The 17,275-nt window shown below is 70.1% G+C and carries 14 protein-coding genes; 10 read left to right on the plus strand and 4 right to left on the minus strand.

Translation table 11 applies throughout. From position 1 onward, the window contains the following. Window positions 1–85: 85 nt before the first annotated feature. The 3 genes from FHY05_RS01560 to FHY05_RS01570 are packed head-to-tail and all read right to left on the minus strand — an operon-like array spanning window position 86 to window position 2,284. A complete protein-coding gene (locus FHY05_RS01560) occupies window positions 86–430 on the minus strand; it encodes a DUF3325 family protein (RefSeq protein WP_183942641.1) in 345 nt (114 codons plus the stop codon). After that, a complete protein-coding gene (locus FHY05_RS01565; protein ID WP_183942642.1) occupies window positions 423–1,970 on the minus strand; it encodes a PepSY domain-containing protein in 1,548 nt (515 codons plus the stop codon). Before FHY05_RS01565 ends, FHY05_RS01560 begins: the two co-directional genes overlap by 8 nt. Further along, complete coding sequence (locus tag FHY05_RS01570; RefSeq protein WP_183942643.1) at window positions 1,967–2,284, minus strand: iron transporter; 318 nt, start codon at window positions 2,282–2,284, stop codon at window positions 1,967–1,969. The genes FHY05_RS01565 and FHY05_RS01570 overlap by 4 nt, the downstream gene beginning before the upstream one ends. A gap of 82 nt (window positions 2,285–2,366) precedes the next feature. Between FHY05_RS01570 and FHY05_RS01575 the strand changes: the two genes are divergently transcribed. The 5 genes from FHY05_RS01575 to FHY05_RS01595 all read left to right on the plus strand — a co-directional run bounded on the left by FHY05_RS01575 (window position 2,367) and on the right by FHY05_RS01595 (window position 10,903). Further along, window positions 2,367–4,658, plus strand: coding sequence for a TonB-dependent siderophore receptor (locus FHY05_RS01575; protein WP_183942644.1), 2,292 nt, complete (start codon window positions 2,367–2,369; stop codon window positions 4,656–4,658). Window positions 4,659–4,726: 68 nt separating this feature from the next. Continuing rightward, window positions 4,727–6,484, plus strand: a complete 1,758-nt coding sequence (locus tag FHY05_RS01580) for a type I secretion system permease/ATPase (RefSeq protein WP_260181080.1) — start codon at window positions 4,727–4,729, stop codon at window positions 6,482–6,484. Between the two features lies 1 nt (window position 6,485). After that, window positions 6,486–7,826 carry an HlyD family type I secretion periplasmic adaptor subunit gene (locus FHY05_RS01585; RefSeq protein ID WP_183942645.1) on the plus strand — a complete coding sequence of 447 codons (1,341 nt, stop codon included), beginning with the start codon at window positions 6,486–6,488 and terminating at the stop codon, window positions 7,824–7,826. Window positions 7,827–8,248: 422 nt separating this feature from the next. Beyond that, window positions 8,249–10,042 carry a glucan ABC transporter ATP-binding protein/ permease gene (locus FHY05_RS01590; RefSeq protein WP_183942646.1) on the plus strand — a complete coding sequence of 598 codons (1,794 nt, stop codon included), beginning with the start codon at window positions 8,249–8,251 and terminating at the stop codon, window positions 10,040–10,042. 291 nt (window positions 10,043–10,333) lie between these two features. Then, entirely contained in the window at window positions 10,334–10,903 is a 570-nt protein-coding gene (locus FHY05_RS01595) for a uracil-DNA glycosylase family protein (protein ID WP_183942647.1), read from the plus strand. Here FHY05_RS01595 and FHY05_RS01600 read toward each other — a convergent pair. Then, window positions 10,872–12,194 (minus strand): MFS transporter, encoded by a 1,323-nt coding sequence (locus tag FHY05_RS01600; RefSeq protein WP_183942648.1) that lies wholly within the window; start codon window positions 12,192–12,194, stop codon window positions 10,872–10,874. The genes FHY05_RS01595 and FHY05_RS01600 overlap by 32 nt on opposite strands. A 113-nt stretch (window positions 12,195–12,307) precedes the next feature. Here FHY05_RS01600 and cyoA point away from each other — a divergent pair, with 113 nt between their 5' ends. Genes cyoA through FHY05_RS01625 form a run of 5 tightly spaced genes read left to right on the plus strand, consistent with a single transcriptional unit; the run spans window position 12,308 to window position 17,185 of the window. After that, complete coding sequence (gene cyoA / locus FHY05_RS01605) at window positions 12,308–13,444, plus strand: ubiquinol oxidase subunit II (protein ID WP_183942649.1); 1,137 nt, start codon at window positions 12,308–12,310, stop codon at window positions 13,442–13,444. A gap of 6 nt (window positions 13,445–13,450) precedes the next feature. After that, window positions 13,451–15,451: a cytochrome o ubiquinol oxidase subunit I gene (gene cyoB / locus FHY05_RS01610; protein ID WP_183942650.1), complete on the plus strand. Its 2,001-nt coding sequence runs from the start codon at window positions 13,451–13,453 to the stop codon at window positions 15,449–15,451. A 5-nt stretch (window positions 15,452–15,456) separates the two neighbouring features. Beyond that, window positions 15,457–16,089: a cytochrome o ubiquinol oxidase subunit III gene (cyoC, locus tag FHY05_RS01615; protein WP_183921149.1), complete on the plus strand. Its 633-nt coding sequence runs from the start codon at window positions 15,457–15,459 to the stop codon at window positions 16,087–16,089. Further along, entirely contained in the window at window positions 16,089–16,505 is a 417-nt protein-coding gene (cyoD, locus tag FHY05_RS01620) for a cytochrome o ubiquinol oxidase subunit IV (protein WP_183942651.1), read from the plus strand. Before cyoC ends, cyoD begins: the two co-directional genes overlap by 1 nt. Continuing rightward, the gene (locus FHY05_RS01625; protein WP_183942652.1) at window positions 16,502–17,185 is read left to right on the plus strand and encodes an SURF1 family protein; all 684 of its coding nucleotides are present in this window, start codon (window positions 16,502–16,504) and stop codon (window positions 17,183–17,185) included. Before cyoD ends, FHY05_RS01625 begins: the two co-directional genes overlap by 4 nt. Window positions 17,186–17,275: the final 90 nt, after the last annotated feature.

Consider the following 17,275-nt stretch of genomic DNA (forward strand, 5'->3'; position numbering starts at 1 on the left):
CGCCGGTGCCGCGACGCCTGGGGCATGGTGGATCCTGAAACTAGATCGGGATGACGGCAGTGAGAGGCGCACTGTCAGCGCCCGCTCACCCCTGCGCCGTCGCGAACTTCTCTACCTCCTGCCCCGCCGATGCCGCGACGCGGCGGGTCAGCAGCCGCCGCAGCGGGTACAGCACCGCGGTCGCGCGGAGCGACAGCGTCAGCACCACCGAGACCGCGGCGAGCGAGGCGCACACCAGCAGCCGCACCCAGCGCTCGCCGTCGATGGCGGTGCCGGCGCGCAGCAGCGCCACCATGATCAGCGCCGTGCCCAGACCCCGCAACCAGCGCCGCTGCACGGGCGAGGTCGCGCCCGCGTCGCGGTGGAAGCGGTGCGACGCCGCCGCAAGCAGCACGAACGCCAGCGCGCACAGCACAAAACCCTCACACATGCGCCAATTCCCCCACCTTCCTGCGTGTCTTCACCTGCCGCTCGCGCCCCGCGCTCCACGCCGCCGCCGCGAGCAGCGCCGCGATCGCCAGCATCGCCACGTCGAAGCCGACGAACAGCCCGTCCCCGGCCCGCAGCGAGGCGACGAAGCCGCGATCGGTCGTGGCCGCGTTGACGAGGGGGATCGCGCCGAACAGCAAGGCTCCCAGCGCGAACAGCTCGCACCAGGCGCGCTTCGCCGGGCGCGCCAGCTGGAGCAGCGCGGCGCCGCCCCAGGCGTAGAACATCGTCGCCACCTCGGCGTCGGCGCGACCCGCCGCCGCGGCCGGGATCAGCCGGTTGGCCAGCAGATAGCTCGCCATGCCGATCGGCAGCGCGGCGATCGCGGCGATGTTGAGCCGCTCGACCAACCGCAGCCCAAAGAACGGCGCGGCGTTGGGGCGACGTCGCGCCGCGGTCCACAGCAGCAGCCCGGTGCCGACCATCGCCGCGCCCGTGAGCCCGAGCGCGAACAGGGTCCAGCGCAGCGCCGGCGCGGCGAACTGCGCGGTGTGCAGCCCCAGCATCACCCCGGCGGTGGAGAGCGCCGGCCCGGCGCCGACGTCGGCCGCGGTCACGCGCCCGGTCGCGCCCGCATAGGTCACCGTGCCGCCGCGCGCGTTGAGACCGCTCGCCCCGCCCGACGCTACCGCCACCGTGGCCGCGGCGTCACCGGGGAAGCGGATCACGACGCGCTGCGCGTGCTGGCCCAGGCGCCGCTCGGCGTCGGTGATCAGCGGCGCCACCGCCACCAGCGGCGCGGCGCGGCCGCTCGCCTTGTCGTCGAAGACATAGCCGTAGGCCTCTTTGCCGAAGTCGGCGGGCTGCTGGTAATTGGCCGCGATCGGCCAGGGCATGTACATCAGCACCAGCGTCATCAGACCGGTGTAGGTGATCACCGCGTGATAGGGCAGCGCGAGCACCGCCGAGACGTTGTGCGCGTCGAGCCAGCTGCGCTGCCCCTTGTTCCAGCGCAGCGTGAAGAAGTCGGCGAAGATGCGCTTGTGCGTCACCACGCCCGAGACGATCGCGCCCAGCATGAACATCGCGCACAGCCCCGCGAGCCATCGTCCCCACGGATGCGGCAGCTGGAGCTGGAAGTGGAATCGGTAGAAATGCTCGCCGCCGCGGGTCTCCCGCGCGTGGATCGGCTCGCCGCTGCGCGGGTCGAGCTCCAGCTCGGGCGCGCGCGGACGCTGGGCGGGCTTCGCGTCCGCGCCCGGGATGGCGAAGACGCGCGTCACCGCGGTGCGGTCGTCGGGCAGATAGATGTACCATTGCTCGTCGCCGACTCCGACGCGCGACAGGTAGCGCACCGCGGACTGCGCGGCCGCCGCGGCGCTCACGCGATTGGCCGGCTGCTCGGGCTGCATCCACTGCGTGATCTCGGGGCGGAAGTAGCTCGCGGTGCCGGTGAGGAACATGGCGAAGAGGATCCAGCCCGCGAGCAGGCCCAGCCAGCCGTGGATCCACGCCATCGACTGCCGCAGCGAGCGCGTCACGCGCGCGCGCCGATCAGCCAGACCGCTCCGCCCGCGAGCGCGGCGACGCCCCATACCAGCGCCGCGACGCGGGTGAGCTTCGGCTCGTGGAAGCACCACAGGCCGATCACCGCGTAGACGAGGAAGCTGGTGATCATGCCCCAGGCGGTCGCCTCGGCGCGCGACACAGGCAGCAGCCGCGAGACGAGGCTCACCAGCGCGGCGGTGGCGGCATAGCCGCCGAGCAGCGCGGTGGTGCAGCGCGCGAGCATGGCGAGCGCGGCGGGGCGGATCAGCATCCGTCGTCGCGGCATCTCCCCTCGCTGCATCAGCATCCGACCTTTCCCCTTGCCCTGTGGCCCGCTCGCTTATAGCGGTCTTTGCGAGTCACTAGCAATAGCGAAATAAGGGGTTGATATGAACAACAAGCGCGCCATCCGGCTACTCGCGTCGACGGTCGCCGGGGGCGTCGCGCTGGCCGCCGCGCCCGCAGCGGCGCGGCCGTTCGCCGACCTCGCCGCCGCCGAGTCGCCGGCGCCGGCCGAGGCCCCCGCCCCGGCGGACGACTCGAGCGACCGGGACGACATCCTCGTCACCGGCGAGCGCGAGCGGCGCGACGGGCGCAGTGGCGCAAAGACCGACACCCCGCTGATCGCGCTGCCGCAGACCGTCACCGTGATCGACGAGGACGAGCTCACGCGCCGCAACGCGCTGTCGATCAACCAGGCGCTCGGCTATGTCGCGGGCGTCGCGCCCAACCAGCGCGGCAACGTGGCGACGCGCTACGACCAGCTCTTCCTGCGCGGCTTCACCCCCGGCGTCTTCATGGACGGCATGCGCCAGCAGGGCGGCGTCTACTCGAGCCCGCAGACCGACTTCCACCTCGTCGAGTCGGTCGACGTGATCAAGGGCCCGGCCTCGGTGCTCTACGGCAGCGGCACCCCCGGCGGACTGATCAACCTGACGAGCAAGCTCCCCTATGCCGAGGCGGGCGGACGGCTCGAGCTGGCCGGCGGCAATTTCGACCTGCTGCGCTCGGCGATCGACCTCAACCAGCCGCTCGACCGCGACGGGCGCTGGCAGTTCCGCGTCATCGCCGGCGGCGAGCGCAGCGACGGCTTCCTGCGCCACACCCGCAACCGCCGCAATTACGCGCGCCCGATGCTGACCTTCGCGCCCGACGATCGGACCAGCGTGACACTGATCCTGAGCTACCAGCGCGACCCCAAGGCCTCGTCGTACAGCGGCGTGCCGGCCTATGGCTCAGCGCTGCCCAATCCCTTCGGCACACTGCCTGTCGATCTCAACGTCTCCGAGCCGGGTTATGAGGCGTTCGACCGCAAGCAGAAGTCGGCGACTCTGCTGTTCCGCCACCGCCTGTCCGACGCGCTGACCTGGACCACCAACGCCCGCTATTACGACGTCGACCTTCACTACCGCCAGATCTACCTGTCCGCGTTCCGCACCGCGGGAAGCGGCGCAGCACGCGCCACCGACTTCTCGACGATCGTGCGCGGCGGCGGCGGATCGGACGAGCGCTTCCGCACGATCACGCTCGACAATCGGCTCGCGGCCGAGTTCGCCACCGGGCCGGTGCGCCACGTCCTGCTCGCCGGCCTCGACTATGCGCACAACGAGGGCCGCAACGACCAGGGTTTCCTCACCGGGGAGACCAGCGATCCCACCACCAGCATCAGCGATTTCGACCTGTTCGCGCCGCGCTACGGCGGCACCCTGCCCAGCTTCGCGCTGACGCAGACGCGCAACTTCCGCCGCATCGACCAGACCGGCGCCTATGTGCAGGACCAGATGTCACTCGGCGGGCTCAACCTGATCGCGAGCGGGCGGTGGGACTGGTACGACCAGCTCACGCGCAACCGCACGAGCGGCGCGGTGACGCGCTCGTCGCAGACCGCCTTCACCGCGCGGCTCGGCGCGCTGTACGAGACGACATGGGGCGTGGCCCCCTTCGCCAGCTATGCCGAGAGCTTCGAGCCGCAGACCGGCGCCACCTTCGAGGGCACCGCCTTCGTGCCGGTGACGGGGCGGCAATATGAGGCCGGGCTCAAGTTCCAGCCGCGCGGCACCGAGGCGCTGTTCACGCTCTCCGCGTTCGACCTCCGCCGGCAGAACGTGCCCGTCGCCGACCCGTCGCGCCCCAATTTCCAGATCCAGGTCGGCGAGGTGAAGGTGCGCGGCATCGAGCTCGACGGTCGCGGCGAGGTGGCGCCCGGCGTCACCGTCGTGGTGGCGGGGAGCTACACCGACTCGCTCGTCACCAGCGGCACCGTCGCGGTGGGCAGCGGCGGCCAACTCGCCGGCGTGACCGGCACGCGCCCGCTGGGCGTGCCGCGCTGGAGCGCGTCCAGCTTCCTCTCCTGGGACCTGGGCGATTCGGTCGCCGGCGCGCTGGGAGGCGTGTCGGTCGGCGGCGGCGTGCGCTACGTCGGCGAGTCGGACGGCACGGCCAGCTACGTCCGGAACAACGCCACGATCGTCGAGCGCTTCGACTCGCCCGGCTATGTGCTGGCGGACGCGCTGCTCGGCTATGACCTCGGCGCGCTCGATCGCCGCTGGGACGGGCTGAGCCTCAGCGTCAACGCCAGCAACCTGTTCGACACGCGCCATATCGCCAGCTGTTTCTTCAACAACAGCTGCTATTATGGTGCTTCCCGGACGGTGGTGGGAACACTTCGCTACGCCTGGTGAGGGCGTCGGAGTTATAGCGTCGTTAACCAAAATCGGCGATGGTGCGCGTATCCCGTGGAGCGCGACGAATGATCGATCCTGCCGCCGACAGTCCGATGCGCCGCGCCGTGGCGCTGTGCCGCCGCCATGTCGCGGCGGCCTTCGGATTCAGCGCCCTGGTCAACGTGCTCTACATCGCACCGACGTTGTACATGCTCCAGGTCTACGATCGGGTTGTGCCGACGCAGGGGCAGCTCACCCTGTTGTTTCTGACGCTGGTGCTGCTCTTCGCGCTGGTGACGCTGTCGCTGCTGGATCGCGTACGCACCCGGCTCTTGGTGCGCGCCGGCGTGCAGCTCGACGCCGCGCTGGCACCGGCGCTGCTCGACTCGACCCTCGGCCGGCCCGACCTGCCGATGGCGCGCCAGGCGCTGCGCGAGTTCGACACGCTGCGCCAGACGCTGAGCGGCGCGGGCGTGCTCGCGCTGTTCGACGCGCCCTGGACGCCGATCTACATCTTCGTCTGCTTCCTGGTGCATCCCGCGATCGGCGCGGTGGCGCTGGTCGGCGGCACGATCCTGCCGGTGCTGGCATGGCGCAACGAGCGCGCGACCCGCACCGCGCTCGAGCGCGCGCAGGTCTCTGCCGCCAACAGCTATGCCAGCCAGGAGGCGATGCTCGGCGGCGCCGAGGCGGTGCGCGCGCTCGGCATGCGCCGCGCGATGGTGGCGCGCCAGCTGCGGCTGCGCGAGGCGATGCTGGCGCAGCAGACCGCGGCGGGCTTCACCGGCGGCAATTACCTCACCGCTACCAAGTTCGTCCGGCTCGCCCTGCAGAGCCTCGCGCTCGGGCTGGGCGCGCTGCTGGCGATCGACAACCAGATCTCGGCGGGGGCGATCTTCGCCTCCTCCTTCCTGATCGCGCGCGCGCTCGCGCCGATCGAGCAGCTGATCGCCGGGTGGAAGGGCATCGCCCAAGCGTTCGGCAGTTATCGCCGGCTCGACAAGCTGCTGATCGAGACGCAGCACGCCGCGCCTGCCACCCAGCTGCCCGCCCCGCGCGGCGCGATCGCGCTGGAGAGCGTGACGCTGCTCAACGACACGCGCGACGGCACGATCGTCTCCGACGTCACGCTCCAGATCGCGCCGGGCGAGGTGGTGGCGATGATCGGGCCGAGCGGCGCGGGCAAGTCGACCCTGGCGCGGATCATCGCCGGCGCGGTCCGCCCCGACCGCGGGCGCGTCCGGATCGACGGCGCCGATCTCGGTGACTGGGACCCCGAGCGACTCGCCGCGCACGTCGGCTACCTGCCGCAGGAGCCGACGCTGTTCGCGGGCACGATCAAGGAGAACATCGCGCGCTTCCGGGGCGAGCTGGGCGAGGACAGCGCCGCGCTCGACGCTGCCGCGATCGCCGCGACCGAGCGCGCCCGCGCGCGCGAGCTGGTGCAGCGGCTGCCGAGCGGCTTCGACCATCAGCTCAAGCCCGGCGGGCGCGGCCTCTCCGCCGGCCAGGCGCAGCGAGTCGCGCTGGCGCGCGCGATGTACGGCGACCCGGCGCTGCTGGTGCTGGACGAACCCAACGCGCACCTCGATTCGGAGGGCGACGCCGCGCTGCTCGCCGCGATCGACCACTACAAGCGCGCCGGCCACACGGTCCTGGTGGTCAGCCACAAGCTCGGCATCCTGCCCGTCGTCGACAAGCTCCTGCTGATGCGCGGCGGCCGGGTCGAGCTCTTCGGCCCGCGCGACGAGGTGCTCCAGCGGATCACGCCGCCGAAGCTCCGCCCGGTGCCGACCAGCGCGGCTCCCAGCGCCGATCTCCCCCCTCCCGCCGTGAGCGCCTGACATGGCCAGCCTGCCCATCGCCGACACCGTCCACCTGCCCGCCGACCCCCGCCGCGACATCCGCGCCGGGATCGTCGTCGCGGTGCTCTTCTTCGTGCTGTTCCTCGGCTGGGCCGCGTTCGCGCGACTCGACGCCGCGGCCTATGCCGAGGGCGTGCTCCAGGTCTCGGGCCAGCGCCAGACGGTGCAGCATCGCGACGGCGGCGTCGTGCAGACCATCCTCGTCCGCGAGGGCGAGCGCGTCCAGCGCGGCCAACTGCTGATCCGGCTCGCCTCGCCCGAGGTACGCGCCACCGAGCGCGCGCTCGCCTCGCAGGCGATCCGGTTGCTGGCGCAGCGCGCCCGTCTGCAGGCCGAGCAACTGGGTCAAGGCCAGATCGCGACCCCGGTCGAGTTCGCCGCGATGCCCGAGGAGGACAAGCCCGAGATCGCGCTGGCGATGCGGCTCCAGCAGACCGAGCTGCGCGCGCGCACCGCGACGCTCGCGGCGCAGCGCGACGCGCTCGGCCAGCGCGGCGCGCAGTCGCGCGAGCAGGGCCGCGGCTATGGCGAGCAGGTCGTCTCGGCGCAGGAGCAGCTGAAGCTCCTCGACGCGCAGCTCGACGCGCTGCGCCCCGTCGCTGCCAAGGGCTTCGTCTCGCAGACCCGCCTGCGCGAGCTGGAGCGGATGCGCGCCGAGCTGCAGGGCCAGCGCGGCCAATATGCCGCCAGCGTGGCACAGACGCGCGAGGCCGCGCGCGAGAGCCAGATCGAGCGGCTCGAGGCCGAGCGCACCTTCAGCGAGCGCACCGCCGCCGACCTGCGCGACGTCGAGACCAAGCTCGGCGACGTGCTGCCCAAGCTGAGCGCGGCGCGTGACCAGCTCGCGCGGACCGAGATCCGCTCGCCCGCGACCGGCGCGGTGGTGGGGCTGACGGTGTTCACCCCCGGCGGCGTGATCGCGCCGGGGCAGAAGCTGATGGACGTGGTGCCCGAGCGGACGCCGCTGCGCATCCAGGCGAGGATCTCGCCCGACGATGCCGATGATCTCGTCGTCGGCCAGAAGACGCTCGTAAAGTTCCCGAGCCTGCACGAGCGCGACCTGCCCGAGCTGACCGGCGAGCTGACCCGCCTGTCGGCGGACAGCTTCACCGACGAGAAGACCGGGCGCAGCTATTTCACCGGTGAGGTGATGGTGCCGGCGTCGCAGCTGCGGCTGCTGTCGAGCTTCCGCGGCAAGGACTTCCAGCTGCGCGCCGGCATGCCCGCGCAGGTGCTGATCCCGCTGCGCAAGCGCACCGCGCTCGACTATGCCGTGGAACCGCTGGTGGGCGGCTTCTGGGCCTCGTTCCGCGAGCATTGAGGGGGGGCTGGGACGGCCTGGCGGGCTCCTGCCACACACTCGCGTCCTCCTCTCTCTCGTCATTCCCGCGAAAGCGGGAATCCAGACGCGCTATCCTTCGTTCGGCGCGGGCCGGTCGTCGCAGCATCGTGAGAACATCGTTCCGCTTCCTCGTCGCGCCTCAGGCCGCGTCCGCGCCGCTCATTGGCGTCCGCGCATCTGGATCCCTTCCTACGCGGGGATGACAGAAGGAGCGGGACAGAGTGCGGCGGGAAAGTTCCACCTTACCGACCCCTTTCATCGACAGTGTGCCTCATTCTGGCGCTCGATCACTTAGCATTAACCATCGCGGGCGTAGAGCGCTCGTGTTCCGAACGATCAGTAAGCGGCGACGGCGGAACGTTTCTCCAGATCCAGCGACGAGACCGATCATGGCCCAGCCCATGCCCGCCCCACTTACGCCCGCCGAGCCGAAGCGCTCGCACCTGTATTTCCTGCGCGCGCTCGCGCTGCTGCGGCCCGAGAAGATCAAGGCCGGGTCGCTGATCGGCGCCGGGTTGCTCGTCGCGCTGCTGCAGGTCAGCGAGCCGCTGCTGTTCGGCAAGGCGGTCAACGGTCTCACCTCGGGCGCGGGGCCGATGCGCTACGTCGCGATGTGGTGCGGGATCAGCGTGGCCGTGTTCCTCGCGAGCGTCGTCATCTCGCTGCTGGCCGACCGCATGGCGCACCGCCGCCGCCTCGCCGCCATGTCCTCCTACGTCGAGCATCTGCTCGCGCTGCCGCCGTCGTTCCATACACAGGCGCGTTCGGGCCGGCTGATGCGGATCATGATCTCGGGCTGCGACGCCCTGTTCAACCTGTGGCTGCCGCTGCTGCGCGACCAGATCACCAACCTCGCCATCGTCGCGGTGCTGCTGCCGATCGCGCTCGCCACCAACTGGCGGCTCGCGCTGGTGCTGGTCGCGCTGATGGTCGTCTACTCGGCGGTCAACCTCGTGGTGATGCGCCACACGTCGACCGGCCAGGCGCAGGTGGAGGACCGCTTCACCGACATCTCCGGCAACCTCGGCGACCTGTTCGGCAACGTGACGGTGCTGCAGAGCTTTCTCGCCGTACCGGGCGAACTGGGCAACGTGCGCCGCTCGCTCCACGACCTGCTCGCCGCGCAATATCCGGTGCTCAACTGGTGGGCGGTCTCGGCGGTGCTGACGCGCGGTGCCTCGTCGATCGCGATCGTGTCGATCTTCGGCTTCGGCGCGGCGCTGGTGTCACGCGGGCTCGCCACGATCGGTGACGTCGTCTCCTTCGTCGGCTTCGCGACGCTGCTGATCGCGCGGCTCGAGACGATCACCAGCTTCATCGTCGACAAGGCGCAGCGCCTTCCCGCGCTGATGCAGTTCTTCGACGTGCTCGACCAGCAGAGCCATATCGGCGAGACCGCCGACGCGCAGCCGCTCGCGGTGAGCGAGGGCCGGGTCACCTTCGAGAACGTCTCGTTCCGCTATCCCACCGGCTCGGGCGCGGTGCGCGACCTCAGCTTCGAGGTCGCGCCGGGCCAGACGGTCGCGATCGTCGGCCCGACCGGCTCGGGCAAGTCGACCGCGCTCGGCCTGTTCCAGCGTGCCTATGATCCCGAGAGCGGGCGTATCCTGGTCGACGGGCAGGACATCCGCGACGTCACGCTCGCCTCGCTGCGCGCAGCGACCGGCGTGGTGTTCCAGGAGGCCGGGCTGTTCAACCGCTCGATCGCCGAGAATATCGCGATGGGCAATCCGGACGCGACGATGGAGCAGATCGAGGACGCGGCGCGGATCGCCGGCGCGTACGACTTCATCATGCGCAAGCCGCAGGGCTTCGCCACGCCGGTGGGCGATCGCGGCGCGGGCCTGTCGGGCGGCGAGCGCCAGCGCATCGCGATCGCGCGCGCGCTACTGAAGAACGCCCCGATCCTGCTGCTCGACGAGGCGACCAGCGCGCTCGACGTCGCCACCGAGGCGCGGCTGCAGGAGAGCCTGGAGCGGCTCCGCCAGGGCCGCACCACCTTCGTGATCGCGCACCGCCTCTCCACCGTGCGCGCGGCGGATCGGATCGTCGTGCTCGATCAGGGCCGGATCGTCGAGCAGGGCGGCTTCGACGAGCTACTCTCGCGCGGCGGCGCGTTCGCGCAGCTGGCGGCGGACGGCGGCCTCACCGCTCCCGCGGCCAACGACGACGGGGGCGAGCGCGAGGCGGCGTGAGCGGGCGGGGCGTAGCGGAGGTGAACCTTCGCCGCGACACCGACACAGATCCCCACCGGTCAGGGGAGGAGGACCCCGCCCGGAGGCCGGCGGTGGAGGGGGCTCGCGCGAGCGCTGCGCTGCGGGCAGATCCCCCTCCACCACCCCGCTTGCGCCGGGCGGGTCCCCTCCCCGCGGGCGGGGAGGACCGGCGCTGCCCGTCCCCATCTGCATCTCACTAGAGCTCGATGTTGCGCTCGGTCGCAGCCGACGTCGATCGACGCTCATGATCGCGCGCGCGGTAAGCGGGTGATGTCCGCCCACCCCGACGCGCACGCCCCGCTCGAACGCTGGCGCTCGCAGCTCGCCACCGGCGGCCGCGACGTCCCCGGCTTCGACCCGAACGACGGCGGCGCCGCGGCGCGGCTGCTCCTCCTGCTCGAGACCCCCGGCGCGCACGGCCCCGCGATCGTCTCGCGCGACCATGCCACGGGCACGTCGCGCAACCTCAAGCGCTTCCTCGCCGACGCCGGGATCGAGCGGCGCGACACGCTGCTGTGGAACGCGGTACCGTGGAACGTCCATGCCCCCGGCGAGCGCAACCGTCCGCTCCGCCGGGCCGAGATCGCCGAGGGGCTATCGCTCCTCCCGCCGCTCCTTCACCTGCTGCCGCGTCTCGAGCTGGTCGTGCTCGCCGGTCGAGTCGCGCGCGAGGCCGCCGCGCTGGTCGACCGCGAGCGGCCCCTGGTCGGGGTGCTGACGATGCCGCACCCCTCGCCCACTTTCGTCTGCACCAGCCCGGCGGTGCCGCGCGCGATCGCCGCGACACTCGCCGAGGCCGCGGCGCGGCTCAGTCGAGCCGGCGGGCCAGCTCCACGTTGAGCCCCAGCGCCGCGAGCGTACCGAGCGCGCCCGAGAGCAGATAGGCCCCTGCCGCGACCAGCCCGAACGCCTGGGTCAGCGCCAGCGCGGCGAGCGGGGCGAAGCCGGCGCCGAACAGCCACGCGAGGTCGGAGGTCAGCGCCGCACCGGTGTAGCGCGCGCGCTTGGGGAAGTTGCTCGTCACCGCACCCGACGACTGGCCGAACGACAGCCCGAGCAGCAGGAAGCCCATCACCATGAACAGCAGCTCGCCGGCGCGACCGCCACCCAGCAGCTGCGGCGCGAACCCGCTGTACGCCGCGATCCCCGCGGCGGTGTAGCCGAGCACGCTCCGCCGCCCGATCCGATCCGCCAGCAGACCCGAGAGCACGATCGCGCCGAGCCCCACCACGCCGCCGATCGTCTCGATCAGTAGGAAGCTGGCGATGTCCTCGCGCGTGAAGAGGTTGACCCAGGAGAGCGGGAACACGGTCACCATGTGGAACAGCGCGAAGCTGGCGAGCGGCGCGAACGCACCGATGATGATGTTGCGCCACTGCGCCTTCACCGTCGCGCCGACCGGGGAGGGCGTGAGCTCGCGGCTCTTGAACGACTCGGTATATTCCGGAGTCACGACGATGCGCAGTCGCGCGAACAGCGCCACCACGTTGAGTGCGAAGGCGACGAAGAACGGGTAGCGCCAGCCCCAGGAGATGAAGTCGGCGGCGGGCAGCGTCGAGACGAAGAAGGCGAACAGCGCGCTCGCCACCACCAGGCCGAGCGGCGCACCGAGCTGCGGCACCATCGCCCACCAGCCGCGCTGCTTCTCGGGCGCATTGAGCGCCAGCAGCGACGCCAGCCCGTCCCATGCCCCGCCGAGCGCGATGCCCTGGCCGATGCGGAACAGGGCGAGCAGGATCGCCGACCAGCCGCCGATCTCGGCATAGCCCGGCAGGAAGGCCACCAGCACGGTGGAAGTGCCGAGCAGGAACAGCGCGATGGTCAGCTTGGTGCCGCGGCCGTGGCGGCGGTCCACCCACATGAAGATCTGCGTGCCGATCGGGCGCGCGATGAACGCGAGCGGGAACAGCGCGAATGACCAGAGCGTCGCGGTGATCCGCTCCATATAGGGGAACACCACGGTCGGGAAGACCAGGACCGAGGCGATGGCATAGACGAAAAAGTCAAAGAATTCCGATGTTCGGCCGATGATCACGCCGATCGCGATCTCGCCGGGACGGACCTGATGGTCATCCCGCGTGTTGACGTTGCGGGCGCCGCGCTCGAGCGGCGCGGAATGTGCGGTGGCCATTACATGTTCCCGATCGGACGTATCTCACGGCTCTCTAGCCTAAGTGCCACAACGCCGGGATGGGACAAAATGTCCTATTCCGCTGCGCCGCAGCAAAGCCTAGCTGCGCGCCCATGATCCCCCTGCCCTCTCGCTCGCCCTCGCGGCCCCTGGCGTCACTCGCGCCGCGCCTGGTCGCGCTCGGCGCGCTGGCCCTGCTCGGCGGCTGCGACACCGTGGTGATGAACCCCGCCGGCGACGTCGCCGTGCAACAGTCGAACCTGATCATCTGGTCGGTCGTGCTGATGCTGCTGATCATCGTGCCGGTGATGGCGCTGACAGTGGTGTTCGCGTGGCGCTATCGCGAGACCAACACGGAGGCGACCTACGAGCCCGACTGGGATCACTCGACCGGCCTCGAGCTGGTGATCTGGTCGGCGCCGCTGCTCATCATCATCGCGCTGGGCGCGCTGACCTGGGTGGCGACGCACACGCTCGATCCCTACCGCCCGCTCGCCCGTACCGCACCGGGCCGGCCGGTCGCCGCGGCCGTTCGCCCGCTCGAGGTGCAGGTCGTGTCGCTCGATTGGAAGTGGCTGTTCATCTACCCCGAGCAGGGCATCGCCACGGTCAACGAGCTGGTCGTGCCGGTGAACCGGCCGGTCAAGTTCACCATGACCTCGTCGAGCGTGATGAACGCTCTCTGGGTGCCGGCGATGGCGGGGATGGTGTACACCATGCCGGGCATGGAGACGGTGCTCCACGGCGTGCTCAACCGCACCGGCAAGTTCGCGGGCCGCTCGGCGAACTACTCCGGCGCCGGTTTCTCGCACATGACCTTCTGGACCCATTCGGTCTCACCCGCGCGGTTCGAGCAATGGGCCGCGGGCGTGAAGCGGAACCGGTGGCGGCTCGACACCGCCTCCTATCTGAGGCTGGAGCAGCCGACCGAGAAGGTGCCGCCGCTCGGCTTCGGCAGCGTCGACCCCACTTTGTTCCGCCGCGTCGTCGCGATCTGCGTCAAGCCGGGTGCCGACTGCATGCAGGGCATGTCGCATGCCGGGCCGGCGGTGAACGACCGCGCACCGCGTGACGGCGAGGCGAAGGGGGCGCTGACCCGCGACCCGTCCGAGAAGGGCGAGTCGCCGCACCTCAGCGCACCGCACGGCCAGGCCCCGGGCCAGAACGACCCCGGCGCCGGCAGCAACCGCAACATGACCGAACTTCACCTTCCGGCGCCGCTGCGCGCCCGTGCCTCGACGGAGGCTTGAGGACCTATGTCGGACGATCTCATCAAGACGATCTTTGGGCGGCTCTCGCTGGAGAGCTTCCCGATCCACGAGCCGATCCTGGTCGGCACCTTCGCGATGGTCGCGCTGGGCGGGGCCGCGCTACTCGGCGCGCTGACCTATTTCCGCCTGTGGGGCTACCTCTGGAAGGAATGGTTCACCAGCGTCGATCACAAGAAGATCGGCATCATGTACATCGTGCTCGCGCTGGTGATGCTACTGCGCGGCTTCGCCGACGCGCTGATGATGCGCGCGCAGCAGGCGATCGCCTTCGGCGGGAACGAGGGCTTCCTGCCGGCGCACCATTATGACCAGGTGTTCACCGCCCACGGCGTGATCATGATCTTCTTCGTGGCGATGCCGTTCGTCACCGGGCTGATAAACTTCGTCGTCCCGCTGCAGATCGGCGCGCGCGACGTCAGCTTCCCCTTCCTCAACAACTTCAGCTTCTGGATGACGGTCAGCGGCGCGGTCATCGTGATGATGAGCCTGTTCGTCGGCGAGTTCGCCCGCACCGGGTGGCTGGCGATGGCGCCGCTCTCGGGGCTCGACTATTCGCCCGACGTGGGCGTCGACTATTACGTCTGGGCGCTCCAGATCGCGGGCGTCGGGACCTTGCTCTCCGGCGTCAACCTGCTGGCCACCATCATCAAGATGCGCGCGCCCGGCATGGGCCTGATGCAGATGCCGATCTTCACCTGGTCGGCGCTGGTCACCAACGTGCTGATCGTCGCGGCCTTCCCGGTGCTGACCGCGGTGCTGGCGATGCTGAGCCTCGACCGCTACGTCGGGACCAACTTCTTCACCAACACCGGTGGAGGCAACCCCATGATGTACACCAACATGATCTGGATCTGGGGTCACCCAGAGGTGTACATTCTCATCCTGCCCGCGTTCGGCGTCTTCTCGGAGGTGGTCTCCACCTTCTCGGGCAAGCGGCTGTTCGGCTACACGTCGATGGTCTACGCGCTGATCGTCATCTGCATCCTTTCGTACCTAGTGTGGCTGCACCATTTCTTCACGATGGGCTCGGGCGCGAGCGTCAACAGCTTCTTCGGCATCACGACGATGATCATCTCGATCCCGACGGGCGCGAAGATCTTCAACTGGATGTTCACGATGTATCGCGGGCGCATCCGGTTCGAGCTGCCGATGATGTGGGCGGTGGCCTTCATGCTGACCTTCGTGGTCGGCGGCATGACCGGCGTCATGCTGGCGGTGCCCCCGGCCGACTTCCAGTTCCACAACTCGCTGTTCCTGGTGGCGCACTTCCACAACGTGATCATCGGCGGCGTGCTGTTCGGCATGTTCGCGGGCGTGAACTACTGGTGGCCCAAGGCCTTCGGCTTCAAGCTGAACAAGTTCTGGGGCACGGTGAGTTTCTGGTGCTGGGTGGTGGGCTTCTGGGTCGCCTTCACGCCGCTGTACGTGCTCGGGCTGATGGGCGTCACCCGCCGGCTGCGCGCCTTCGACGATCCCAGCCTGCAGATCTGGTTCGTGATCGCGGCCGTCGGCGCGCTGATCATCGCCGCCGGGATCGGCGCGATGCTGATGCAGTTCTACGTCAGCATCCGCGACCGCGAGACGCTGCGCGACACGACGGGCGACCCGTGGAACGGCCGCACGCTGGAGTGGGCCACCTCGTCGCCGCCGCCGGCGTACAATTTCGCCTTCTCGCCGGTGATCCACGACCTGGACGCGTGGCACGACATGAAGCAGCGCAAGGCCGAGCGGCCGACCGAGGGCTTCCGCGCGATCCACATGCCCAAGAACACGGGCGCGGGGATCATCCTGGCAGGGCTGTCCACGGTCGTCGGCGTCGCCATGATCTGGTACATCTGGTGGCTCGCCGCGCTCGCCTTCGTCGCGCTGCTCGCCGTCGCGATCGGCCATACCTTCAACTATGACCGCGACTTCCACATCCCCGCCGAGGATGTCGTGAAGAACGAGGACGCGCGCACCCGCGCGCTCCAGAGCGCGGGGGTCTGAGACACATGAGCACGATGACGCAGACTCCGCCCGGCGCGGAGAACCCGGTCTTCTACGACCTGGACGAGCACGAGCATCCGCCGGGGCACAGCACGATGCTGGGCTTCTGGCTCTACCTGATGAGCGACTGCCTCATCTTCGCGATGCTGTTCGCCGCCTACGGGGTGTACGGCGGCAGCTACGCGGGCGGGCCGACCGCGCGCGAGCTGTTCGAGCTGCCGCTGGTAGCGGTGAACACGACGATGCTGCTGCTGTCGTCGATCACCTACGGGTTCGCGATGATCAGCGCCGACGAGCGCAAGCAGGGCGCGGTGCTCGGCTGGCTCGCCGTGACGGCCTTGTTCGGGGCCGCCTTCCTCGCGATCGAGCTCTACGAGTTCAGCAACCTGATCCACGAGGGCGCGGGACCGCAGCGCTCGGCCTTCCTGTCGTCCTTCTTCACCCTGGTGGGGACGCACGGGCTGCACGTCACCTTCGGCCTGATCTGGCTGGGGACGCTGATGGTGCAGGTGTCCCGCCGCGGGCTGGTCGATGCCAACCTGCGCCGGCTGCAGTGCCTGTCCTTGTTCTGGCACTTCCTCGACGTCATCTGGATCGGCGTCTTCACGTTCGTCTATCTGCTGGGAGTGCTGCGCTGATGAGCGCCGACACGCATCACGGCCATACGGCCGATCACGCGCATGGCCACGGGCACGGCCACGACGACCCGCACGGCGGGGCGGCGCATGGCTCGCGCAAGGGCTATTGGATCGGCTTCCTGCTCTCGGTGCTGCTCACCGCGCCCGCCTTCGCGCTGGTGATGAGTGGCGTCATCACCGACCCGCGGCTCACCGCGGGCATCGTGATGGCACTGGCGATGGTGCAGATCGTGGTCCACATGATCTACTTCCTGCACATGAACACCAAGTCCGAGGCGGGCTGGACGATGATGGCGCTGATCTTCACCGCGATCATCGTGTTCATCGTCATATCGGGGTCGCTCTGGGTCATGTATCACATGAACATCAATATGATGCCGCAGATGCAGGCGGAGATGTCGAGCGCGGGCATGTGACTCGTCGGCACGTCTTCCTGGCGCTGGCGGTGCTCGGCACCGCGCTGCTTGCCGGGCTGGGCGTGTGGCAGGTCGAGCGGCGCGCGTGGAAGCTCGCGCTGATCGATCGGGTCGAGCGCCGGCTCGCCGCAGCGCCGGTCGCGGCGCCGCCACGCGCGGCGTGGCGCACGATCGACGATGACAGCGCGTATCTCCGGGTCCGCGCCACCGGCCGGTGGCGGCCCGCCGCACCGGTGTTCGTCCAGGCGGTGACCGACTTTGGCGGCGGCTATTGGGTGCTCGCACCGCTCGACACACCAGGCGGCACGATCCTGATCAACCGCGGCTTCGTTCCGCTCGGCGACCGCGCCGCGATCAGGGCGCCCGCCGGCGACACGAGCGTCACCGGACTGCTGCGCGTGACCGAGCCGGAGGGCGCCTTCCTGCGTGACAACGATCCGGCCGCCGACCGCTGGTACTCGCGCGATACCAACGCCATCGCCCGTGCGCGGCACCTGGGCGAGGTCGCCCCCTATTTCATCGACGCCGAGGCGAGCGGCACGACGGGCTGGCCGCGCGGCGGCCTGACGGTGGTCCGCTTCCGCAACACGCACCTGATCTACGCGCTGACCTGGTTCACGCTGGCGGCGATGATGGGCTACCTTGCCTATCGCATCGCCCGGGCGCCGCGGGAGACGTGAGCGCCGATCTGGTGCTTCTGCGAACGCGGGAGCCGAGAGCCACGAGCGCCGTCCTCTGTGACCCTGAGTCCCTCCATTCGCAGGGACGCG

This window comes from Sphingomonas sp. BK580 (assembly GCF_014194975.1).
GTDB lineage: Bacteria > Pseudomonadota > Alphaproteobacteria > Sphingomonadales > Sphingomonadaceae > Sphingomonas.